Origin of the sequence: Janibacter alkaliphilus, from assembly GCF_013408565.1 — a bacterium.
Classification (GTDB): domain Bacteria; phylum Actinomycetota; class Actinomycetes; order Actinomycetales; family Dermatophilaceae; genus Janibacter; species Janibacter alkaliphilus.
Genome location: NZ_JACBZX010000001.1, coordinates 2,149,342 through 2,163,978 on the forward strand (window position 1 = coordinate 2,149,342; position 14,637 = coordinate 2,163,978).

13 protein-coding genes are annotated in these 14,637 nt (G+C 75.6%); 4 read left to right on the top strand and 9 right to left on the bottom strand.

Annotated elements, in window-relative coordinates; all coding sequences use genetic code 11:
• From BJY28_RS10415 to BJY28_RS10430, 4 genes are all read right to left on the bottom strand, one after another.
• Positions 1 to 681, bottom strand: a complete 681-nt coding sequence (locus BJY28_RS10415) for a MadR family response regulator transcription factor (protein ID WP_179462951.1) — start codon at positions 679 to 681, stop codon at positions 1 to 3.
• Positions 678 to 2,153, bottom strand: a complete 1,476-nt coding sequence (locus BJY28_RS10420; protein ID WP_179462952.1) for a MadS family sensor histidine kinase — start codon at positions 2,151 to 2,153, stop codon at positions 678 to 680. The genes BJY28_RS10415 and BJY28_RS10420 overlap by 4 nt, the downstream gene beginning before the upstream one ends.
• Positions 2,150 to 3,370 carry an iron-containing alcohol dehydrogenase gene (locus BJY28_RS10425; protein WP_179462953.1) on the bottom strand — a complete coding sequence of 407 codons (1,221 nt, stop codon included), beginning with the start codon at positions 3,368 to 3,370 and terminating at the stop codon, positions 2,150 to 2,152. The genes BJY28_RS10420 and BJY28_RS10425 overlap by 4 nt, the downstream gene beginning before the upstream one ends.
• A gap of 120 nt (positions 3,371 to 3,490) precedes the next feature.
• Positions 3,491 to 4,111: a pyridoxamine 5'-phosphate oxidase family protein gene (locus tag BJY28_RS10430; RefSeq protein ID WP_179462954.1), complete on the bottom strand. Its 621-nt coding sequence runs from the start codon at positions 4,109 to 4,111 to the stop codon at positions 3,491 to 3,493.
• A gap of 132 nt (positions 4,112 to 4,243) precedes the next feature.
• On the opposite strand from BJY28_RS10430, the gene BJY28_RS10435 reads away from it, so the two are divergent.
• The 4 genes from BJY28_RS10435 to BJY28_RS10450 are packed head-to-tail and all read left to right on the top strand — an operon-like array spanning position 4,244 to position 8,415.
• Positions 4,244 to 6,016, top strand: a complete 1,773-nt coding sequence (locus tag BJY28_RS10435; RefSeq protein ID WP_179462955.1) for a proline--tRNA ligase — start codon at positions 4,244 to 4,246, stop codon at positions 6,014 to 6,016.
• The gene (locus BJY28_RS16870; protein ID WP_343037056.1) at positions 6,013 to 6,849 is read left to right on the top strand and encodes an HAD family hydrolase; all 837 of its coding nucleotides are present in this window, start codon (positions 6,013 to 6,015) and stop codon (positions 6,847 to 6,849) included. The genes BJY28_RS10435 and BJY28_RS16870 overlap by 4 nt, the downstream gene beginning before the upstream one ends.
• A gap of 13 nt (positions 6,850 to 6,862) precedes the next feature.
• Complete coding sequence (locus tag BJY28_RS10445; RefSeq protein WP_179462956.1) at positions 6,863 to 7,639, top strand: TSUP family transporter; 777 nt, start codon at positions 6,863 to 6,865, stop codon at positions 7,637 to 7,639.
• Between the two features lie 26 nt (positions 7,640 to 7,665).
• Positions 7,666 to 8,415, top strand: a complete 750-nt coding sequence (locus BJY28_RS10450; protein ID WP_179462957.1) for a cobalt-precorrin-6A reductase — start codon at positions 7,666 to 7,668, stop codon at positions 8,413 to 8,415.
• Between the two features lie 236 nt (positions 8,416 to 8,651).
• Here the strand turns inward: BJY28_RS10450 and BJY28_RS10455 are convergent, their stop codons facing one another.
• From BJY28_RS10455 to cobBC, 5 genes are read right to left on the bottom strand one after another with little or no spacing between them, the layout of a single operon-like run.
• Positions 8,652 to 9,626 carry a cobalamin biosynthesis protein CobD/CbiB gene (locus BJY28_RS10455; protein ID WP_179462958.1) on the bottom strand — a complete coding sequence of 325 codons (975 nt, stop codon included), beginning with the start codon at positions 9,624 to 9,626 and terminating at the stop codon, positions 8,652 to 8,654.
• On the bottom strand, positions 9,623 to 10,177 hold the full coding sequence (locus BJY28_RS10460) for a bifunctional adenosylcobinamide kinase/adenosylcobinamide-phosphate guanylyltransferase (protein WP_179462959.1): 555 nt from the start codon (positions 10,175 to 10,177) through the stop codon (positions 9,623 to 9,625). The genes BJY28_RS10455 and BJY28_RS10460 overlap by 4 nt, the downstream gene beginning before the upstream one ends.
• On the bottom strand, positions 10,174 to 10,977 hold the full coding sequence (locus BJY28_RS10465) for an adenosylcobinamide-GDP ribazoletransferase (protein WP_179462960.1): 804 nt from the start codon (positions 10,975 to 10,977) through the stop codon (positions 10,174 to 10,176). Before BJY28_RS10465 ends, BJY28_RS10460 begins: the two co-directional genes overlap by 4 nt.
• Positions 10,974 to 12,059 carry a uroporphyrinogen-III C-methyltransferase gene (gene cobA / locus BJY28_RS10470; RefSeq protein ID WP_179462961.1) on the bottom strand — a complete coding sequence of 362 codons (1,086 nt, stop codon included), beginning with the start codon at positions 12,057 to 12,059 and terminating at the stop codon, positions 10,974 to 10,976. Before cobA ends, BJY28_RS10465 begins: the two co-directional genes overlap by 4 nt.
• Positions 12,056 to 14,635 (bottom strand): bifunctional hydrogenobyrinic acid a,c-diamide synthase/histidinol phosphate aminotransferase CobBC, encoded by a 2,580-nt coding sequence (cobBC, locus tag BJY28_RS16875; RefSeq protein WP_343037058.1) that lies wholly within the window; start codon positions 14,633 to 14,635, stop codon positions 12,056 to 12,058. The genes cobA and cobBC overlap by 4 nt, the downstream gene beginning before the upstream one ends.
• Positions 14,636 to 14,637 lie beyond the last annotated feature (2 nt).

Consider the following 14,637-nt stretch of genomic DNA (forward strand, 5'->3'; position numbering starts at 1 on the left):
TCACAGCAGGCCGCGCTTGGTCGCCTCGTAGACCGCCTCGGCCCGCCCGGAGACCTCGAGCTTGCGCAGGATGTTGCCGACGTGGAACTTCGCGGTGGTCTCGCTGATGTAGAGCCGTCGACCGATCTCGGGGTTGCTCAGCCCGTGCGCCAGCAGGTCGAGCACCTCGCCCTCGCGGGTGGACAGGGTCGGCGGGGCGCTCGGCGGGGCCTGCATCGCCCGGACCATCGCGGAGGCGCTGCGGGCGTCGAAGGCGGACTCCCCGGTGCTCACGTCGTGGATCGCGCCGACCAGGGCGCCGGTGTCGACGTCCTTGACGACGTACCCCTTCGCCCCGGCCCGGATCGCCTCGGCGACCAGCTCGTCGTCGATGAAGGTGGTCAGCACCAGCACCGCGACCTGCGGGTGACGGGTGGTGATCTCCCGGGCCAGGTCGAGCCCCTCGGCGTCGCTGGAGGTGGAGAGCTTGAGGTCGAGCAGGACCACGGTCGGGGTCACCCGGTCCAGCACGGCCAGCGCCTCGCCGACCGAGGAGGCCTCGGCGACCACGTCGATCTCCGGCTCGCGCTGCAGCACCGCGCGCAGCCCCTGGCGCACGATCGCGTGGTCGTCGACGAGCATCACCGAGATCGCGGCCGGCCCGCCGTCCTCGCGGGTCGCGGGGTTTGTTCCTGGCGTCATCGCGATCCTCCTCGCGCCCGTGCGTCCGCGACCGGGGCGCTGCGCACCGGGGTGACCGCGTCGGGGGCGGCGGCTCCGGGTGCGACGGCTCCGGGTGCGACGGAGGCGGGCAACGTCTCCGGCCCCGTCCGGGTCACCGGCAGCGGCACCCGGACGACGAGCTGCACCCCGCCGCTCCGGGCCCGGCGGAAGCTCAGCCGACCGCCCAGACCGCGGGCCCGGGTGTCCATGTTGGACAGGCCCTGGTGACGGCCGTCGCCGACCGTGCGGCGCTCCTCGCGCAGCATCCGGCGCAGCCCCGCGGGCTCGCCGTCACCGTCGTCGGCCACGCTGACGACCACCTCGTCCGGACGCCAGCGCACCCGGACCCGGGCGGTGGCCGCGTGCGCGTGGCTGACCGCGTTGAAGAGCGCCTCGGCGACGATCCGGGCGATCTCGTGGTGCACGTCGTGGCCGAGGTCGAGGCTGCGCCCGGTGACGTCCACCGACACCTGCAGCCGCGAGCCGTGGTGCCCGGCGACCTCGACGAGCAGGTCGTGCAGCGAGACCACCGCCTCCTGGCGAGGGCGGGTCAGCGAGAAGATCGCCGAGCGCAGCTGCTCGACCGCGTCCTGGGTAAGCTCCTTGGCGACGACCAGCTGCTCGACCACCTCGTCGGCGGCCATGCTCTCCGCCTCGCCGCGGGCGACCTCGACGGCCATCCCGGCGGAGAGCACGTACTGGGTGACGCTGTCGTGCAGCTCCCGGGCGATCCGTCGCCGCTCGGTCTCGACGAGCTCGCGCTGCTCGGCCACCACCAGCCGTCGCTCGGCCCGCTCCAGCTGGCTGGTGCGCACCGCCAGGTCACGCGCCTGGGCGCGGGTCTCCTCGGCCAGCCGCTCCGCCTGCCGGTGCAGCGCCAGCCCGGCGTGGTACTGCTCGGAGGTGTGCAGCGAGACGGCGGCCTGGTTGGCCAGGATGCGCAGCACCGCCAGGTCCTCGGGCTCCGGCTCGCCGTCGACCCCGTGCTGGGCGGCCAGGCCGCCGATCCGGCGCCCCTCGAGGTACATCGGCACCCGGACCCAGACATCGGTGCGGGCGCTGGGCGCGGAGAAGCCCGACCGGATCGCCGAGAGCTCCAGCCGGACGATCTCCGGCACCTCCTCCGGGGTGGCCGCGGCGTGCCGGTCGGGACCGACGACGACGAAGCGCTGCCGCGCCTTCGGCAGGTGCTTGTCGGCCAGCGCGAGCACCGCCCACGAGGCGTTCATGTGGTCCGCGGCGGCGCGGGCCACCTCCTCCAGCAGCGAGCGGGGGCCCTCGACGGTGCGCACCACCGCCCGGGAGATGGTGTCCATCGCCCGCACCGCCCGCTGGGTGCGCTGGGTGGACCGCAGGTAGGCGGGGTAGTAGGACTTCTTGCCGGAGCGGACCCCGGTGAGCCGGGCCAGCTCGGGAGGGCCGTCGTCGGCCGCACGAGCGCCGTCGGTCACAGCGCCGCCCGGAAGATGTCCTCGAGGTCCTGGCTGTCGGTGGCGCGCGGGTTGGTGGTCAGGCAGGCGTCCTCGAGGGAGTGCTCGGCCAGCACCCCGAGGTGGTCCTCGGTGAGCCCGATCGCCCGCAGCGACCTTGGCACCCCGACCTCGTCGGCCAGGGCCCGGGCGTGCGCGGCCAGGTGCTCGGCCGCCTCCTCGTCCGGCATCCCGTCGACGTCCAGCCCGGCCGAGCGAGCCAGCGCGCGGTACCGGCCGGGGGCGGTGCGGGCGTTGTAGCGGATGACGTGCGGCAGCAGGATGCCGTTGATGACCCCGTGCGGGGCGTCGAGCAGCCCGCCGACCTGGTGGCTCATCGCGTGCGTCGCGCCGAGGATGGCGTTGGTGAAGGCGAGCCCGGCGGCCAGCGACGCCTCGGCCATGCCGGTGCGGGCCGCCGCGTCGAGCGGTCGGGTCATCGTCGTCGTGAGGTGGGTGGTGACCAGCCCGACGGCGTTGAGGGCGTGCACGTCGGCGAGCGCGTTGTGCGCCCGGGAGACGAAGGCCTCGACCCCGTGGGTGAGTGCGTCCAGGCCGGTGGCCGCGTTGAGCCAGTCCGGCATGGTGGTCAGCAGCCGCGGGTCGGTCACCGAGATGTCCGGGACCAGCGCCCGGCCCATGATCGTCACCTTCATCCGGCGGGCGGTGTCGGTGACGATGCAGAACTGGCTGACGTCGGCGCCGGTGCCGGAGGTCGAGGGCACCATGAGCAGCGGCGGGATCTCGTGCCGCACCTGGTCCACGCCCCGGTAGTCGAGGATGCTCCCGCCGTTGCCGGCGAGGATGGCCACCCCCTTCGCCGCATCCATCGCGGAGCCCCCGCCGAGGCCGATGATGACGTCGCAGCCGTTGGCCCGGTAGGTCTCGTGCGCGGCGGTGACCTCGGCGTCCCGCGGGTTGGGCGAGACGTCGCTGCACACGACGGGGGTGAGGCCGGCCTCGGCGAGATGGCCGCGCAGCTCGGCCACCCAGCCGGCCTCCACCAGGCCGGGATCGGTGACGACGAAGGGGCGCACCGCCCCGAGCCGCCGGGCCGCGTGCCCGGTCTCGGCCAGCGCGCCGGCGCCGAAGACGATCTCCGGGGCATGGAACTTCACCAGCGGGTCGCCGGTGGCGCTCCATCCCGGCGGGCGCTCCCGGTCCACCGTGGCGGCCACGCTGCCGTCACGACCATCCATGTCTGACCTCCTGCGCCCATGGTAGGGACGAGAGGTTGGTTACCGGCTGGTCACGAGCTGGCTTCTTGACAGATGACCAGCCCGTCGGCCGAGGTCAGGTCACCGGTGCACCGGGTGGCGTCAGTAGAGGTGCTCGGCGTACTGCGGTCCGTAGTAGGTCTCCAGCTCCGCCAGCGGCGTCTCCGGCCGGTCGGTCGCCTGGGCGATCCGGGCCCGCGACGGCAGCGCCTCCGGCGCCCAGCTCTCCGGCTCCCACAGCCGGCTGCGCAGGAAGGCCTTGGCGCAGTGGTGGTAGACCTCGTCGATCTCGACGACCAGGGCGAGGATCGGACGGTGCCCCCTGACCTCGAGCTGGTCGAACCACGGGGCGTCGGCGACCAGCCGGGCGCGCCCGTTGATCCGCAGCGTGTCGCCGCGACCGGGGATGACGCAGAGCAGCCCGACGTGCGGGTTGCGCAGCACGTTGCGGTAGCCGTCGACCCGCTTGTTGCCAGGCCGCTCGGCCAGGGCGACGGTGCGCTCGTCGAGGACGTGCACGAGGTCGCCGGCCGGGTCGCCCTTCGGCGAGGCGTCGCAGCTGCCGTCGTCGGCGGAGGTGGCCACGACGACGAAGGGGGTGGCCGCGAGCCACTGCCGGTCCAGGTCGGTCAGCGCCGGGCGTGCCTTGTCGCGGACCCGGGGGAGCGGCTCGCCGACGAGCGCGGTCAGCTCCTCGTCGGTGGTGATCTCGCGCGCGGTCATGGGTGAGAGCCTGCCACGGGTGACGGTTATCCTGCCGTGGTCGTGGCGGCTGCGGTCGTGACGGCCACGAGCGCGACGGTCGTGCTCGTCACCCCTTCGCCCTCCCGCACGTCAGGAGCCACCCCCGTGGTCATGCGCATGTCGTCCCTCTTCCTCCGCACCCTTCGTGAGGACCCGGCGGACGCGGAGCTGCCGGGGCACAAGCTGCTCGTCCGGGCCGGCTACGTGCGTCGGGCGGCGCCGGGGGTCTACACCTGGCTGCCGCTCGGGCTGCGGGTGCTGCGCAAGGTCGAGGGCATCGTCCGCGAGGAGATGGAGGCGATCGGTGCCCAGGAGCTGAGCTTCCCCGCGCTGCTGCCCAAGGAGCCCTACGAGGCGACGAACCGGTGGACCGAGTACGGCCCCAACCTCTTCCGGCTGGTCGACCGCAAGGGTGCCGACATGCTCCTCGGGCCCACCCACGAGGAGATGTTCACCCTCACGGTCAAGGACATGTACACCTCGTACAAGGACCTGCCGCTGACCCTCTTCCAGATCCAGACGAAGTACCGCGACGAGGCCCGTCCGCGGGCCGGCGTGCTGCGCGGTCGCGAGTTCATCATGAAGGACAGCTACTCCTTCGACGTCGACGCCTCCGGGCTGCAGAAGGCCTACGACGCCCACCGCGCGGCCTACGTGAAGATCTTCGACCGGCTCGGCTTCGAGTACGTCGTCGTCCAGGCCGACTCCGGGGCGATGGGCGGCTCGGCGAGCGAGGAGTTCCTCGCCGTCAACGACGGCGGCGAGGACACCTTCGTGCGCGACGAGGCCGGCTACGCGGCCAACGTCGAGGCGGTCGAGATCCCGCCGGCGGCCGCGGTGCCGGTCACCGCCGGGCCGGCGCACGTCGAGGACACCCCGGGCACCCCGACGATCGAGACGCTCGTCGCGGCGCTGAACGCCGACCACGCGCGGGCGGACGGGCACGAGTGGACGGCCGCGGACACCCTGAAGAACGTCCTCGTCATGCTCGTCCACCCGGCCGACGAGGAGCACCCCGAGGGGCGTCGTGAGCCGCTGGCCATCGGCGTGCCCGGCGACCGGGAGGTCGACCTCGCGCGGCTGGAGGTCACGGTCGCCCCGGCCGCGGTCGAGGCCTTCGCGGAGGCCGACTTCGCCGCGCACCCGGCCCTGGCGAAGGGGTACATCGGGCCCGGCGTGCTCGGCGAGGAGAAGGCGACCGGCATCCGCTACCTGCTCGACCCCTCGGTCGCCGAGGGCAGCGCCTGGGTGACCGGCGCCGACGAGCACGGCCGGCACGTCATCGACCTCGTGCACGGCCGCGACTTCACCGCCGACGGGACGGTGCAGGCCGTCGAGATCCGCGAGGGCGACCTCGGCCCGAACGGCACCCCGCTGACCCTGGCCCGCGGCATCGAGATGGGGCACATCTTCCAGCTCGGCACGAAGTACGCCGAGGCGCTCGGGCTCAAGGTGCTCGACGAGAACGGCTCGCTCGTCACCGTCCACATGGGCTCCTACGGGGTCGGTGTCACCCGCGCCGTCGGCGTCATCGCCGAGGACAACCACGACGAGCTCGGTCTCGTCTGGCCGCGCGAGGTCGCTCCCTTCGACGTGCACGTCGTGGCTGCCGGCAAGGGCGAGGACCTCTTCGTCGCCGCCGGCCAGCTCGCCGCGGACCTCGAGGCCCAGGGCCTCGACGTGCTCTACGACGACCGGGCCGGCAAGGTCAGCCCGGGCGTGAAGTTCAAGGACGCCGAGCTCGTCGGTGTCCCGACGATCCTCGTCGTCGGCAAGGGCCTGGCCGACGGGGTCGTCGAGCTCAAGGACCGCCGCTCCGGCGAGCGTCGCGACGTGCCGGTCGGCGAGGTGGTGGCCGCGGTCGTCGCCGAGGTCCGCGGGTGAGCCCGACCGACGACCACGCCGACGAGCACAAGGACGGCCGCGGCGACGTCCCGCGCCGGGTCGCGCCCGACCGCCCGACGCCGGGACCGGTGCAGGCGGTGATCTTCGACTGGGGCGGCACGCTCACCCCGTGGCACACCATCGACCTCGGGGAGCAGTGGCGGGTCTTCGCCCGCGAGGTGCACGGGATCCCGGTGGACTCCGCCGGGGTCCCCGAGGCCGACCTGGCGCGGGCGCACGAGCTGAGCGAGCGGCTGCTGGCGGCCGAGACGGTCGCCTGGCAGCGGACGAAGGGGGACCACGGCAGCGCCGACCTCGACGAGGTGCTGCGGGCGGCCGGGGTGGACCCGGCGCACGACCGGCACCACCTCGCGCTGGCCGCCTACCGCCGCTTCTGGGAGCCGCACACCTGGACCGACCCGCAGGTCGGCCCGCTGTGGCGGGGCCTGCGCGAGCGGGGCCTGGCGGTCGGGGTGCTCTCCAACACGATCTGGAGCCGGGAGTACCACCGCGGGATCTTCGCGCGGGACGGCGTGCTCGACCTGCTCGACGGCGACGTCTACTCCAGCGAGATCCACTGGACCAAGCCGCACGCGCGCGCCTTCGAGGCCGCCTGCGACGCGGTCGGGGTGGCGCCGATCAACGCGGTCTACGTCGGGGACCGGCTCTTCGAGGACGTGCTCGGCCCGCAGGAGGTCGGCATGCGCGCGATCTGGCTGCCGCACAGCGACATCCCCGCCGACCAGCAGGTCAGCGTCGACGTCGTCCCGGACGCGACGGTGAGCGAGCTCGCCGAGATCCTGGCCGTCGTCGACGGCTGGCGCGCGGGCTGAGGGTGGGCGCCGGGTGGAGCTGACCCTGGAGACGATCGCCTGGCTGCTGCTGGCCGGTCTGGTCGCCGGCTGGGTGGACGCCGTCGTCGGCGGCGGCGGCCTGGTGCAGCTGCCGGCGCTGCTGCTCGGCTTCCCCGGGGCCAGCCCGGCCCAGCTGCTCGCGACGAACAAGCTCGGCTCGATCGTCGGCACCGCGACGAGCTCGATCACCTACTACCGGAGGGTGCGACCCGACCTGCGCACCGCGCTGCCGATGGCGGCGCTGGCGCTCGGCGGGGCGGCGCTGGGGGCGGTGGTGGCGCTGCACATCCCCAAGTCGGCGTTCAACCCGATCATCCTCGGGCTGCTCGTCGTCGTCGGCGCCTACACCCTGCTCAAGCCGGACCTGGGCTCGGTGACCGCGCTGCGCTTCACCGGGCGGCGGCACACCGGAGCGGCGATGCTCACCGGCTTCACCATCGGTGTCTACGACGGGGCGCTCGGTCCGGGTACCGGATCCTTCCTCGTCTTCGCCCTCGTCGGGCTCATGGGCTACGCCTTCCTCGAGGCGAGCGCGAAGGCGAAGATCACGAACTTCGCGACGAACCTCGGGGCGCTGCTCGTCTTCGTCCCCGGCGGTCACGTCATGTGGGCGGCCGGGCTGACCCTGGCCTCGGCCAACCTCGTGGGCGGCTACGTCGGCGCCCGCACCGCGGTGCACCTGGGCAGCGGCTTCGTGCGCGGGGTCTTCGTCGTCGTCGTGGGGGCCTTCGTCGTGCGGATCGGCGGCGAGCTCGTGGGGGTGTGGTGAGCGAAGGTCTGGTGAGCGGGGGTGCGGTGAGTGGCGCGGCCCGGCGGGTGCTGCTGCTCGGCGGGACCGCGGAGGCGCGGGCGCTGGCGGCCCGGCTCGTCGACGACGGGATCGAGGTCACCTCCTCGCTGGCCGGTCGGGTCTCCCGGCCGCGGCTGCCGGTCGGCGAGGTGCGGATCGGCGGCTTCGGCGGGGTCGACGGCCTGGTGGCGGCGCTGCGTGACGGCGGCGTCACCCATCTCGTCGACGCCACCCACCCCTTCGCCGCGACGATGACCGCGCACGCCGCGGCGGCCGCGGAGCGGGCCGGGGTGCCGGTGCTGCGGCTCGCCCGCCCCGGATGGCGGGAGCGCCCGGACGCCGCGAGCTGGAGCTGGGTGGGCGACGTCGACGCGGCCCGGGAGCGGGCCGAGACGCTGGGCGGGCGCCCGTTCGTCACCACGGGGCGGCAGTCCCTGGGGCGCTACGCGGGGTGGACCGACCGGCCGGTGCTGGTGCGGGTGGTGGAGCCGCTGACCGAGCCGGTGCCGGCGGGCTGGAGCGTGCTGGAGGCGCGCGGACCGTACGACGTGACAGGGGAGCGGGAGCTCATGACCCGTCATCGGGTGGACGTGCTGCTCACCAAGGACTCCGGCGGGTCGTACACCGCGGCCAAGCTGGATGCCGCGGCCGAGCTGGGGGTGCCGGTGGTCGTCGTCTCCCGCCCATCCCCGCCGGCGGGCTTGCGCGAGGTGCCCGACGTCGCCGCCGTCCTGGCCTGGCTCGACCAGACCTGACCCACCCTCTTTCGCGTTCACCCGGGCGCGCTCCGACGGGTGCCGCAGCTGCCCGGGCAGTTGCCCAGTGGGTGGCATTTGCCCGGGCAGTTGCGCAGGGTGGGTGATTTGCCCGGGCAGTTGCGCAGTGGGTGGGTGATTTGCCCGGGCAGTTGCGGAGGGGGTGGGTGATTTGCCCGGGCAGTTGCGCAGTGGGTGGGTGATTTGCCCGGGCAGTTGCGCAGGGTAGGGCCCGGCTAGGGCGAAGGGGGGCGGCGGGCGAGGCGGCGGGACAGCAGCACCGCGGCGAGGGTGAGCGCCCCGACCTGACGGGAGAGGGTGACCGCACGTGGGATGTCCGGGACGGCCACCGGCGGGCCGTCGCCGAGGGTGCCGCGGTCCTCGACCTCGCCGGCGTACTCGTTGCGACCTCCCAGGCGGACCCCGAGCGCGGCCGCGGCGGCCGCCTCGACCGGCCCGGCGTTCGGGCTGGGGTGCTGGCCGGCGTCCCGGGCGACGACCCGCAGCACTGCACCCGGCCGCCCGGACAGCCCCGCCGTCGCGAGCACCGTGACCCGGGCCGGCAGCCAGCCGAGGACGTCGTCGACACGGGCGGCCACCCGTCCGAAGCCGTGGTATCGCGGGCTGCGGTGCCCCCACATCGCGTCGAGGGTGTTCACCGCGCGGTGGGCCACCACCCCGGCCGGCCCCAGCAGACCGCCCCAGACCAGCGTGGCGACGACGGCGTCCGAGGTGTTCTCGGCGAGCGACTCGACGGCGGCCCGGGCGACGTCCTCGACGCTCGCCCGTTCCGTGCGCCGGCCGACGAGGTGGCGCACCCGCACCCGTGCCGCGGGCCGGTCGCCATCGACCAGCAGACGGTGCACCGCCGTACCCTCCCGGGCCAACGAGGTGCCGCCCAGCGCCGCCCAGGTCGCCGCAGCCGTCACCAGGGTGCGCCGCGCCGGTCCGCCGCGCCCGGCGACGCCGGCGAGCGTCACGATCGGCACGACGGCGAGCCCCCAGGCGAGACCGCCACGCCGCACCTCGTCGCCGTAGCAGCGTGCCTCCACGAGCCCGGCCCACCGGCCGAAGGCGGCGACCGGGTGCCCCCGTCGGGGGTCGGCCAGCACCTGGTCCAGCAGCCATCCGGCGGCCAGCCCGAGCGCCACCGGGTCGGGCGCGCACGTCCGGACCGCCGGCCGGGAGGAAGGGCGGGACGGCCGGCTCATCGTGGCGGCGTCGCCTGCCAGGCCCGTCCCCGGTCCCGGACGACGAGCGGCTGACCGGCGACGACCAGCACCACCCGGTCGCTGGCCGCGGCCAGGCGCTGGTTCGTCAGGCCAAGCCGGTCGGCGAAGATCCGGCCGGAGCGGTGCTCGGGCACGACGCCCCAGCCCACCTCGTTGGTGACGGCCACGCCGTCGCTCGTGCTCCAGGCCGCGACGAGATCCTCGACCCGCCGGTCGAGCTCGGGCACCCACGCCGTCTCCGGGGCGTCCCAGGCCGCCAGCTCGTCGAGCTGCGCGGTCAGCCAGGTGCCGACGCAGTCCAGCAGCACCGGACCCTCGGCGACCCTCAGCGCGTCGGCCGCGTCGCTGGTCTCCACGGTGCGCCACGACCCGGGACGACGCTGCTGGTGGGCCCGCACCCGGGCCGCCCAGTCGGCGTCGTCGCGCTGCGGCCCGGTCGCCAGGTAGGTGACCTCGCGGTGGCCGGCGAGCAGCTCCTCGGCGTGCGCGGACTTGCCGCAGCGCACGCCCCCGGTGACGAGGGTCCTCACGAGGTGCCCACGGTGAGGGTGAGCAGCAGGGTCAGCAGCATGACCTCGATGGTGGCACCGATGACGTCGCCGGTCACCCCGCCGAAGACCCGCTGGCAGGTGCGCAGCAGCGCAGCGACGGCGACGGCGGCGGCCAGGACGGCGACCGGGCCCTGCCACCAGGCCAGGCCGGCCAGCGCGCCCGCCCCGGTCAGCAGCGCGGTCCACGCCAGCAGCGCGACGCAGGCGACCGGCACCGGGACCGCCCCGGCGACCAGGCTGCCCATGCCGCTCTGCCGGGCCGGCGGGACGCCACGCAGGCACGCCAGGGTGCACCCGCCCCGGCTCACCACGACGACGGCGGCGACGAGCAGCGGCGCCCAGGGGAGCGCGACCAGGCTGGTCAGGGCCGCGACCTGGAGCAGCAGCACGAGCACCAGCGTGGCGGCGCCCATCGGGCCGACGTCGCCGCGGTGCATGACCTCCAGCGCGCGCTCCCGGTCCCAGCCGGCGCCGATGCCGTCGGCGGTGTCGGCGAGCGCGTCCAGGTGCATCGCCCGGGTGCCCAGCGCCAGCACCGCCGGCACCAGCGCGGCGACGACCAGCGCAGGCAGGCCCAGCAGGTCGCCCGCGGCGACCACGAGCGCCGCGGCGGCGGCCAGCGGGAGCACCGCCACCGGCGCGAGCAGCATCGCCGCACCGCCCGTCCGCCGAGCCGCGGCAGGGTCCGTCGCCGGGAGCTCGAGCACGTCGTCGAGCGAGCGCACCGGCACGACGGTCAGCAGCCCGGTGGCCAGGCGCAGCCCGGCCCCGAGGCTCATCCGCCGCTCGGCGTCGGGTGACCCGGGGTGGCGACCGCCTCCTCGCGGGCGGTCGCCGAGGACGCGGCCGGCCGATCCTCGGGCAGCACCGCGGCCACCCGTCCGATGACCGCCACCGCGGGTGCGCCGACCCCTTCGGCCGCGGCGCGGGCAGCGATCTGCGGCAACGGTGCCCGCACGCGGCGCTGGCTGGGCATCCCGGCGTCGGCGACCACGGCCGCCGGCGTCTCAGGAGGCATCCCGCACGCCAGCAGCCGCTCGGCGATCGCCGGCAGCGTGGCGACCCCCATGAGCAGCACGATGGTGAGCCCGGCGTCGGCCAGCGCCTGCCAGTTCACGGCGTTGCGCTCGTCGTCCGGCCCGACGTGGCCGGAGACGACGACGAAGCCGGAGGTGACCTCGCGGTGGGTGACCGGCAGCCCGGCCAGGGCCGGCGCGGCGACCGCCGAGGTGACCCCGGGGACCACGCGCACCGGGACGCCGGCCTCGGTGCAGGCCAGCCACTCCTCGCCGCCGCGCCCGAAGACGAAGCTGTCGCCCCCCTTCAGCCGGACCACCCGCCTGCCCTCGAGGGCGTGGCCGACGAGCAGCTCGTTGATCCGCTCCTGCGGGGTGAAGTCGCTGCGCGGGATCTTGCCGACCGGGACGAGCAGGCAGTGCTCCGGGGTCTGGTCGAGCAGCCCGATCGGGGCCAGCCGGTCGTGCACGACGACGTCGGCCTGCCGCAGCTCCTGCAGCCCGGCGACGGTGATGAGGTCGGCGGCGCCGGGACCACCGCCGACGAGCACCACCTCGCCCATGCCCGGCAGCCCGGACGCGGGGCTCGGCGACGAGGCGGCCGTCGGGCGCGGCTCGTGGGTGCGGTCGCGGACCACGAGGTCGGCACCGGTCTCGGCGTCCGCCGCGACGAGCGCGACCAGGCCGCGGCCGTGCAGGTCGCGCAGCTCGGGGCCGGGGTCGTCGCTGGCCACGCTGACCGTGCACCCGGCATCGAGCAGCGCGTGCACCATCTCGCTCACCCTCGGTCCGGGCTCGCGGACCAGCGCGGTGCGCGGCGACCCGGGCAGACGGGGGGTGCTCATGCGGTGGCCTCCTCGGGCGTGATCTCGGCGACGGCGCGCAGCAGGCCGTCGGTGGTCAGCGGGTCGCGGACAGCGATCCTGCACCATGCCGCGTCCAGCCCGGGGAAGGTGTCCCCCCGCCGGACGGCGTAGCCGCGCTCGCGCAGCGCCTCCCGGGCGCCGCTGCCCAGCCGGACGAGGACGAAGGGCGCCTCGCCCGCCACCGGGCGGTGGCCCAGACGCTGCAGCCCGGCGACGAGATGCGCCCGCCAGCTGCGGGCCTGCTCGGCCAGCTGTTCGGCCTCGGCGCGGGCGGCCGGCGTCGCGGTGGCCTCCATGACGACGGCGGCCGGGGTGGAGACCGACCAATGGGCCTGCTGGGCGCGCAGCCGGGCGATGAGCGCGGGGTCGCCGACGACGTAACCGGCGCGCAGCCCGGCGACCCCCCACGTCTTGGTGAGGCTGCGCACGACGAGGGTGCCGGCCATCTCGCGGTCGATGAGCGTGGTCGCGGCCTCGCGCTCCGCGCCGAGCGCGTCGAGGAAGGCCTCGTCGACGAGCAGCGTCGGCCCGTGCAGCGCGGCGACCTGCTCGCGAGGGTGCAGCACCCCGGTCGGGTTGGTCGGGTTGCCGACGACGACCAGGTCCGGGTCGGCGGCGCGCACCCGCACGACCGCGTCGTCGTCCAGCGCGAAGCCGGTCGCCGCGTCGAGCACGACGTGCTCGGCCGGGGACCCGGCCCGACGCAGCGCCGCGTCCGGCTCGGTGAACTGCGGGTGCACCACGACCGGTCGCCGCGGCGCCAGCGCCCGGGCGACGAGGGTGAAGGCCTCGGCCGCGCCGGCGGTCGGCAGCACCATCTCCTCGGGGACCCCGTGCGCCCGGGCGATCGCCGCAGTGGCCCGGCCGGTACTGGGGTAGGTCGCGAGATCGGCTGTGGCCGAGCGGATCTGGGTGGCCAGCCAGGGCGGGGGAGCGCTCACCCGGACGTTCACCGCGAGGTCCACCAGGCCAGGACCGACCTCGGTGTCGCCGTGGTGCAGCAGCGGGTCGGTCAGCTGGGCGTCGGCCGGGCCGGTGCTCATCGGTGGCTGGGCCGAGATGCGCGGTCCGGTCGTGGGGGCAGCAGCCGCACGCGAGACCGGTGCGGTGTCACCGGTCCGCGAGCGGGCCGCGAAGTCGCTGACCGCCGCAGCGAGGTGCGCCGGCATCGCCGGGGCGCCGGCCCAGCTGACGTGCAGGTAGGAGGCGTGCACGGTGGCCCGGCCGGTGCCGGCCGGGTCGAGGGCGAAGCCGTGCCCGTCACCGTCGGCGGTCCAGGCGGGCCGCTCGCCCCGGGCCGGGTCGGTGCGGGTGCGGTGGAACTCGTGCCCCCGGACCGGGCTGCCGGCCGGGCCCAGCACGGAGTCGGTGCCGGTGGTCGCGTCCAGGTAGCGCAGGGTGAGCCGGGGGTGCATGGCGGCCCGGGCCGGGACCACGCCGGCGAAGGGGTGACCGTCGACCTGCTCGCAGAGGTAGAGCAGCCCGGCGCACTCGGCGACGGTGGGCATCCCGGCGCGGACCGCGTCGCGGATCTCGTCGCGCAGCGTGGCGTTCGTCGACAGCGCGGCGGCGTGCACCTCGGGGAAGCCGCCGCCGAGGTAGAGCCCTGCGGTGCCGGCCGGCAGCTCCCGGTCGGTGGCCGGGTCGAGGACGACCGGCTCGCAGCCGGCGGCGCGCAGCAGCTCCTCGGTCTCGGGGTAGCGGAAGGTGAAGGCCCGACCGCCGGCGACGGCGACCCGCGGGCGACCGCCGAAGCAGTGCACCGGGTCCGGGCCGGCGCTGTCCCGGATCGCCGCGGCCGGGTCCCAGGGGGCGACATCCAGCGGTGGCGCGCTGCGGGCGAGGTCGAGCAGCAGGTCGAGGTCGACGTGCTCGGCGGTCTGCTCGGCGAGCCGGTCCAGGGAGGCGGCCGCGTCCGCGCGCTCGGCCACCGGCACCAGCCCGAGGTGGCGCGAGGGCGCGCTGACCCCGGCGTCGCGCGGCAGCACGCCGAGCACCGGCAGCCCCAGCGAGGCCACCGCGCGGCGGGCCTCGTCGGCGTGCCGCGGCGATCCGGCCTTGTTGAGCACGACCCCGACGACCTGGACGTCGCCGCCGTCCACCCCGGGACCGGCGGCCGCGCCCCAGGTCCGCATCCCGTGCACGGTGGCGGCCACGGTCCGGGAGGCGCTGGAGATGTCGACGACGAGCACCACCGGGGTCGCGGTGAGCGCGGCCACGTGGGCCGTCGAGGCGAAGCCGTCGGTGCCGATTCGTCCGTCGTGCAGGCCCATCACCCCTTCGACCACGGCCACGTCCGCCGGGGTGGTCGCGGCACAGGCGTGCGCGAGCATCGGGGCGATCGCCTCCGGTCCGCCGAGCAGCCACGGGTCGAGGTTGCGGCCGGGGCGGCCGGTGGCCAGCGCGTGGTAGCCGGGGTCGATGTAGTCCGGGCCCACCTTGGCCGGGGCCACGACGTGCCCGGCGCGGCTGAGCGCGGCCATGATCCCGACCGCCACGGTCGTCTTGCCCTGGCCGGAGGCCGGGGCGGCGACGGCGATGCGCGGGGTGCTCACCA

Coding starts and splice junctions, on each gene's coding strand:
- BJY28_RS10435 (WP_179462955.1), top strand. CDS start 4,244: ATGCGCATGTCGTCCCTCTTCCTCCGCACCCTTCGTGAGGACCCGGCG.
- BJY28_RS10465 (WP_179462960.1), bottom strand. CDS start 10,977: ATGAGCCTCGGGGCCGGGCTGCGCCTGGCCACCGGGCTGCTGACCGTC.
- BJY28_RS10425 (WP_179462953.1), bottom strand. CDS start 3,370: ATGGATGGTCGTGACGGCAGCGTGGCCGCCACGGTGGACCGGGAGCGC.
- cobA (WP_179462961.1), bottom strand. CDS start 12,059: ATGAGCACCCCCCGTCTGCCCGGGTCGCCGCGCACCGCGCTGGTCCGC.
- BJY28_RS10430 (WP_179462954.1), bottom strand. CDS start 4,111: ATGACCGCGCGCGAGATCACCACCGACGAGGAGCTGACCGCGCTCGTC.
- BJY28_RS10455 (WP_179462958.1), bottom strand. CDS start 9,626: ATGAGCCGGCCGTCCCGCCCTTCCTCCCGGCCGGCGGTCCGGACGTGC.
- BJY28_RS10415 (WP_179462951.1), bottom strand. CDS start 681: ATGACGCCAGGAACAAACCCCGCGACCCGCGAGGACGGCGGGCCGGCC.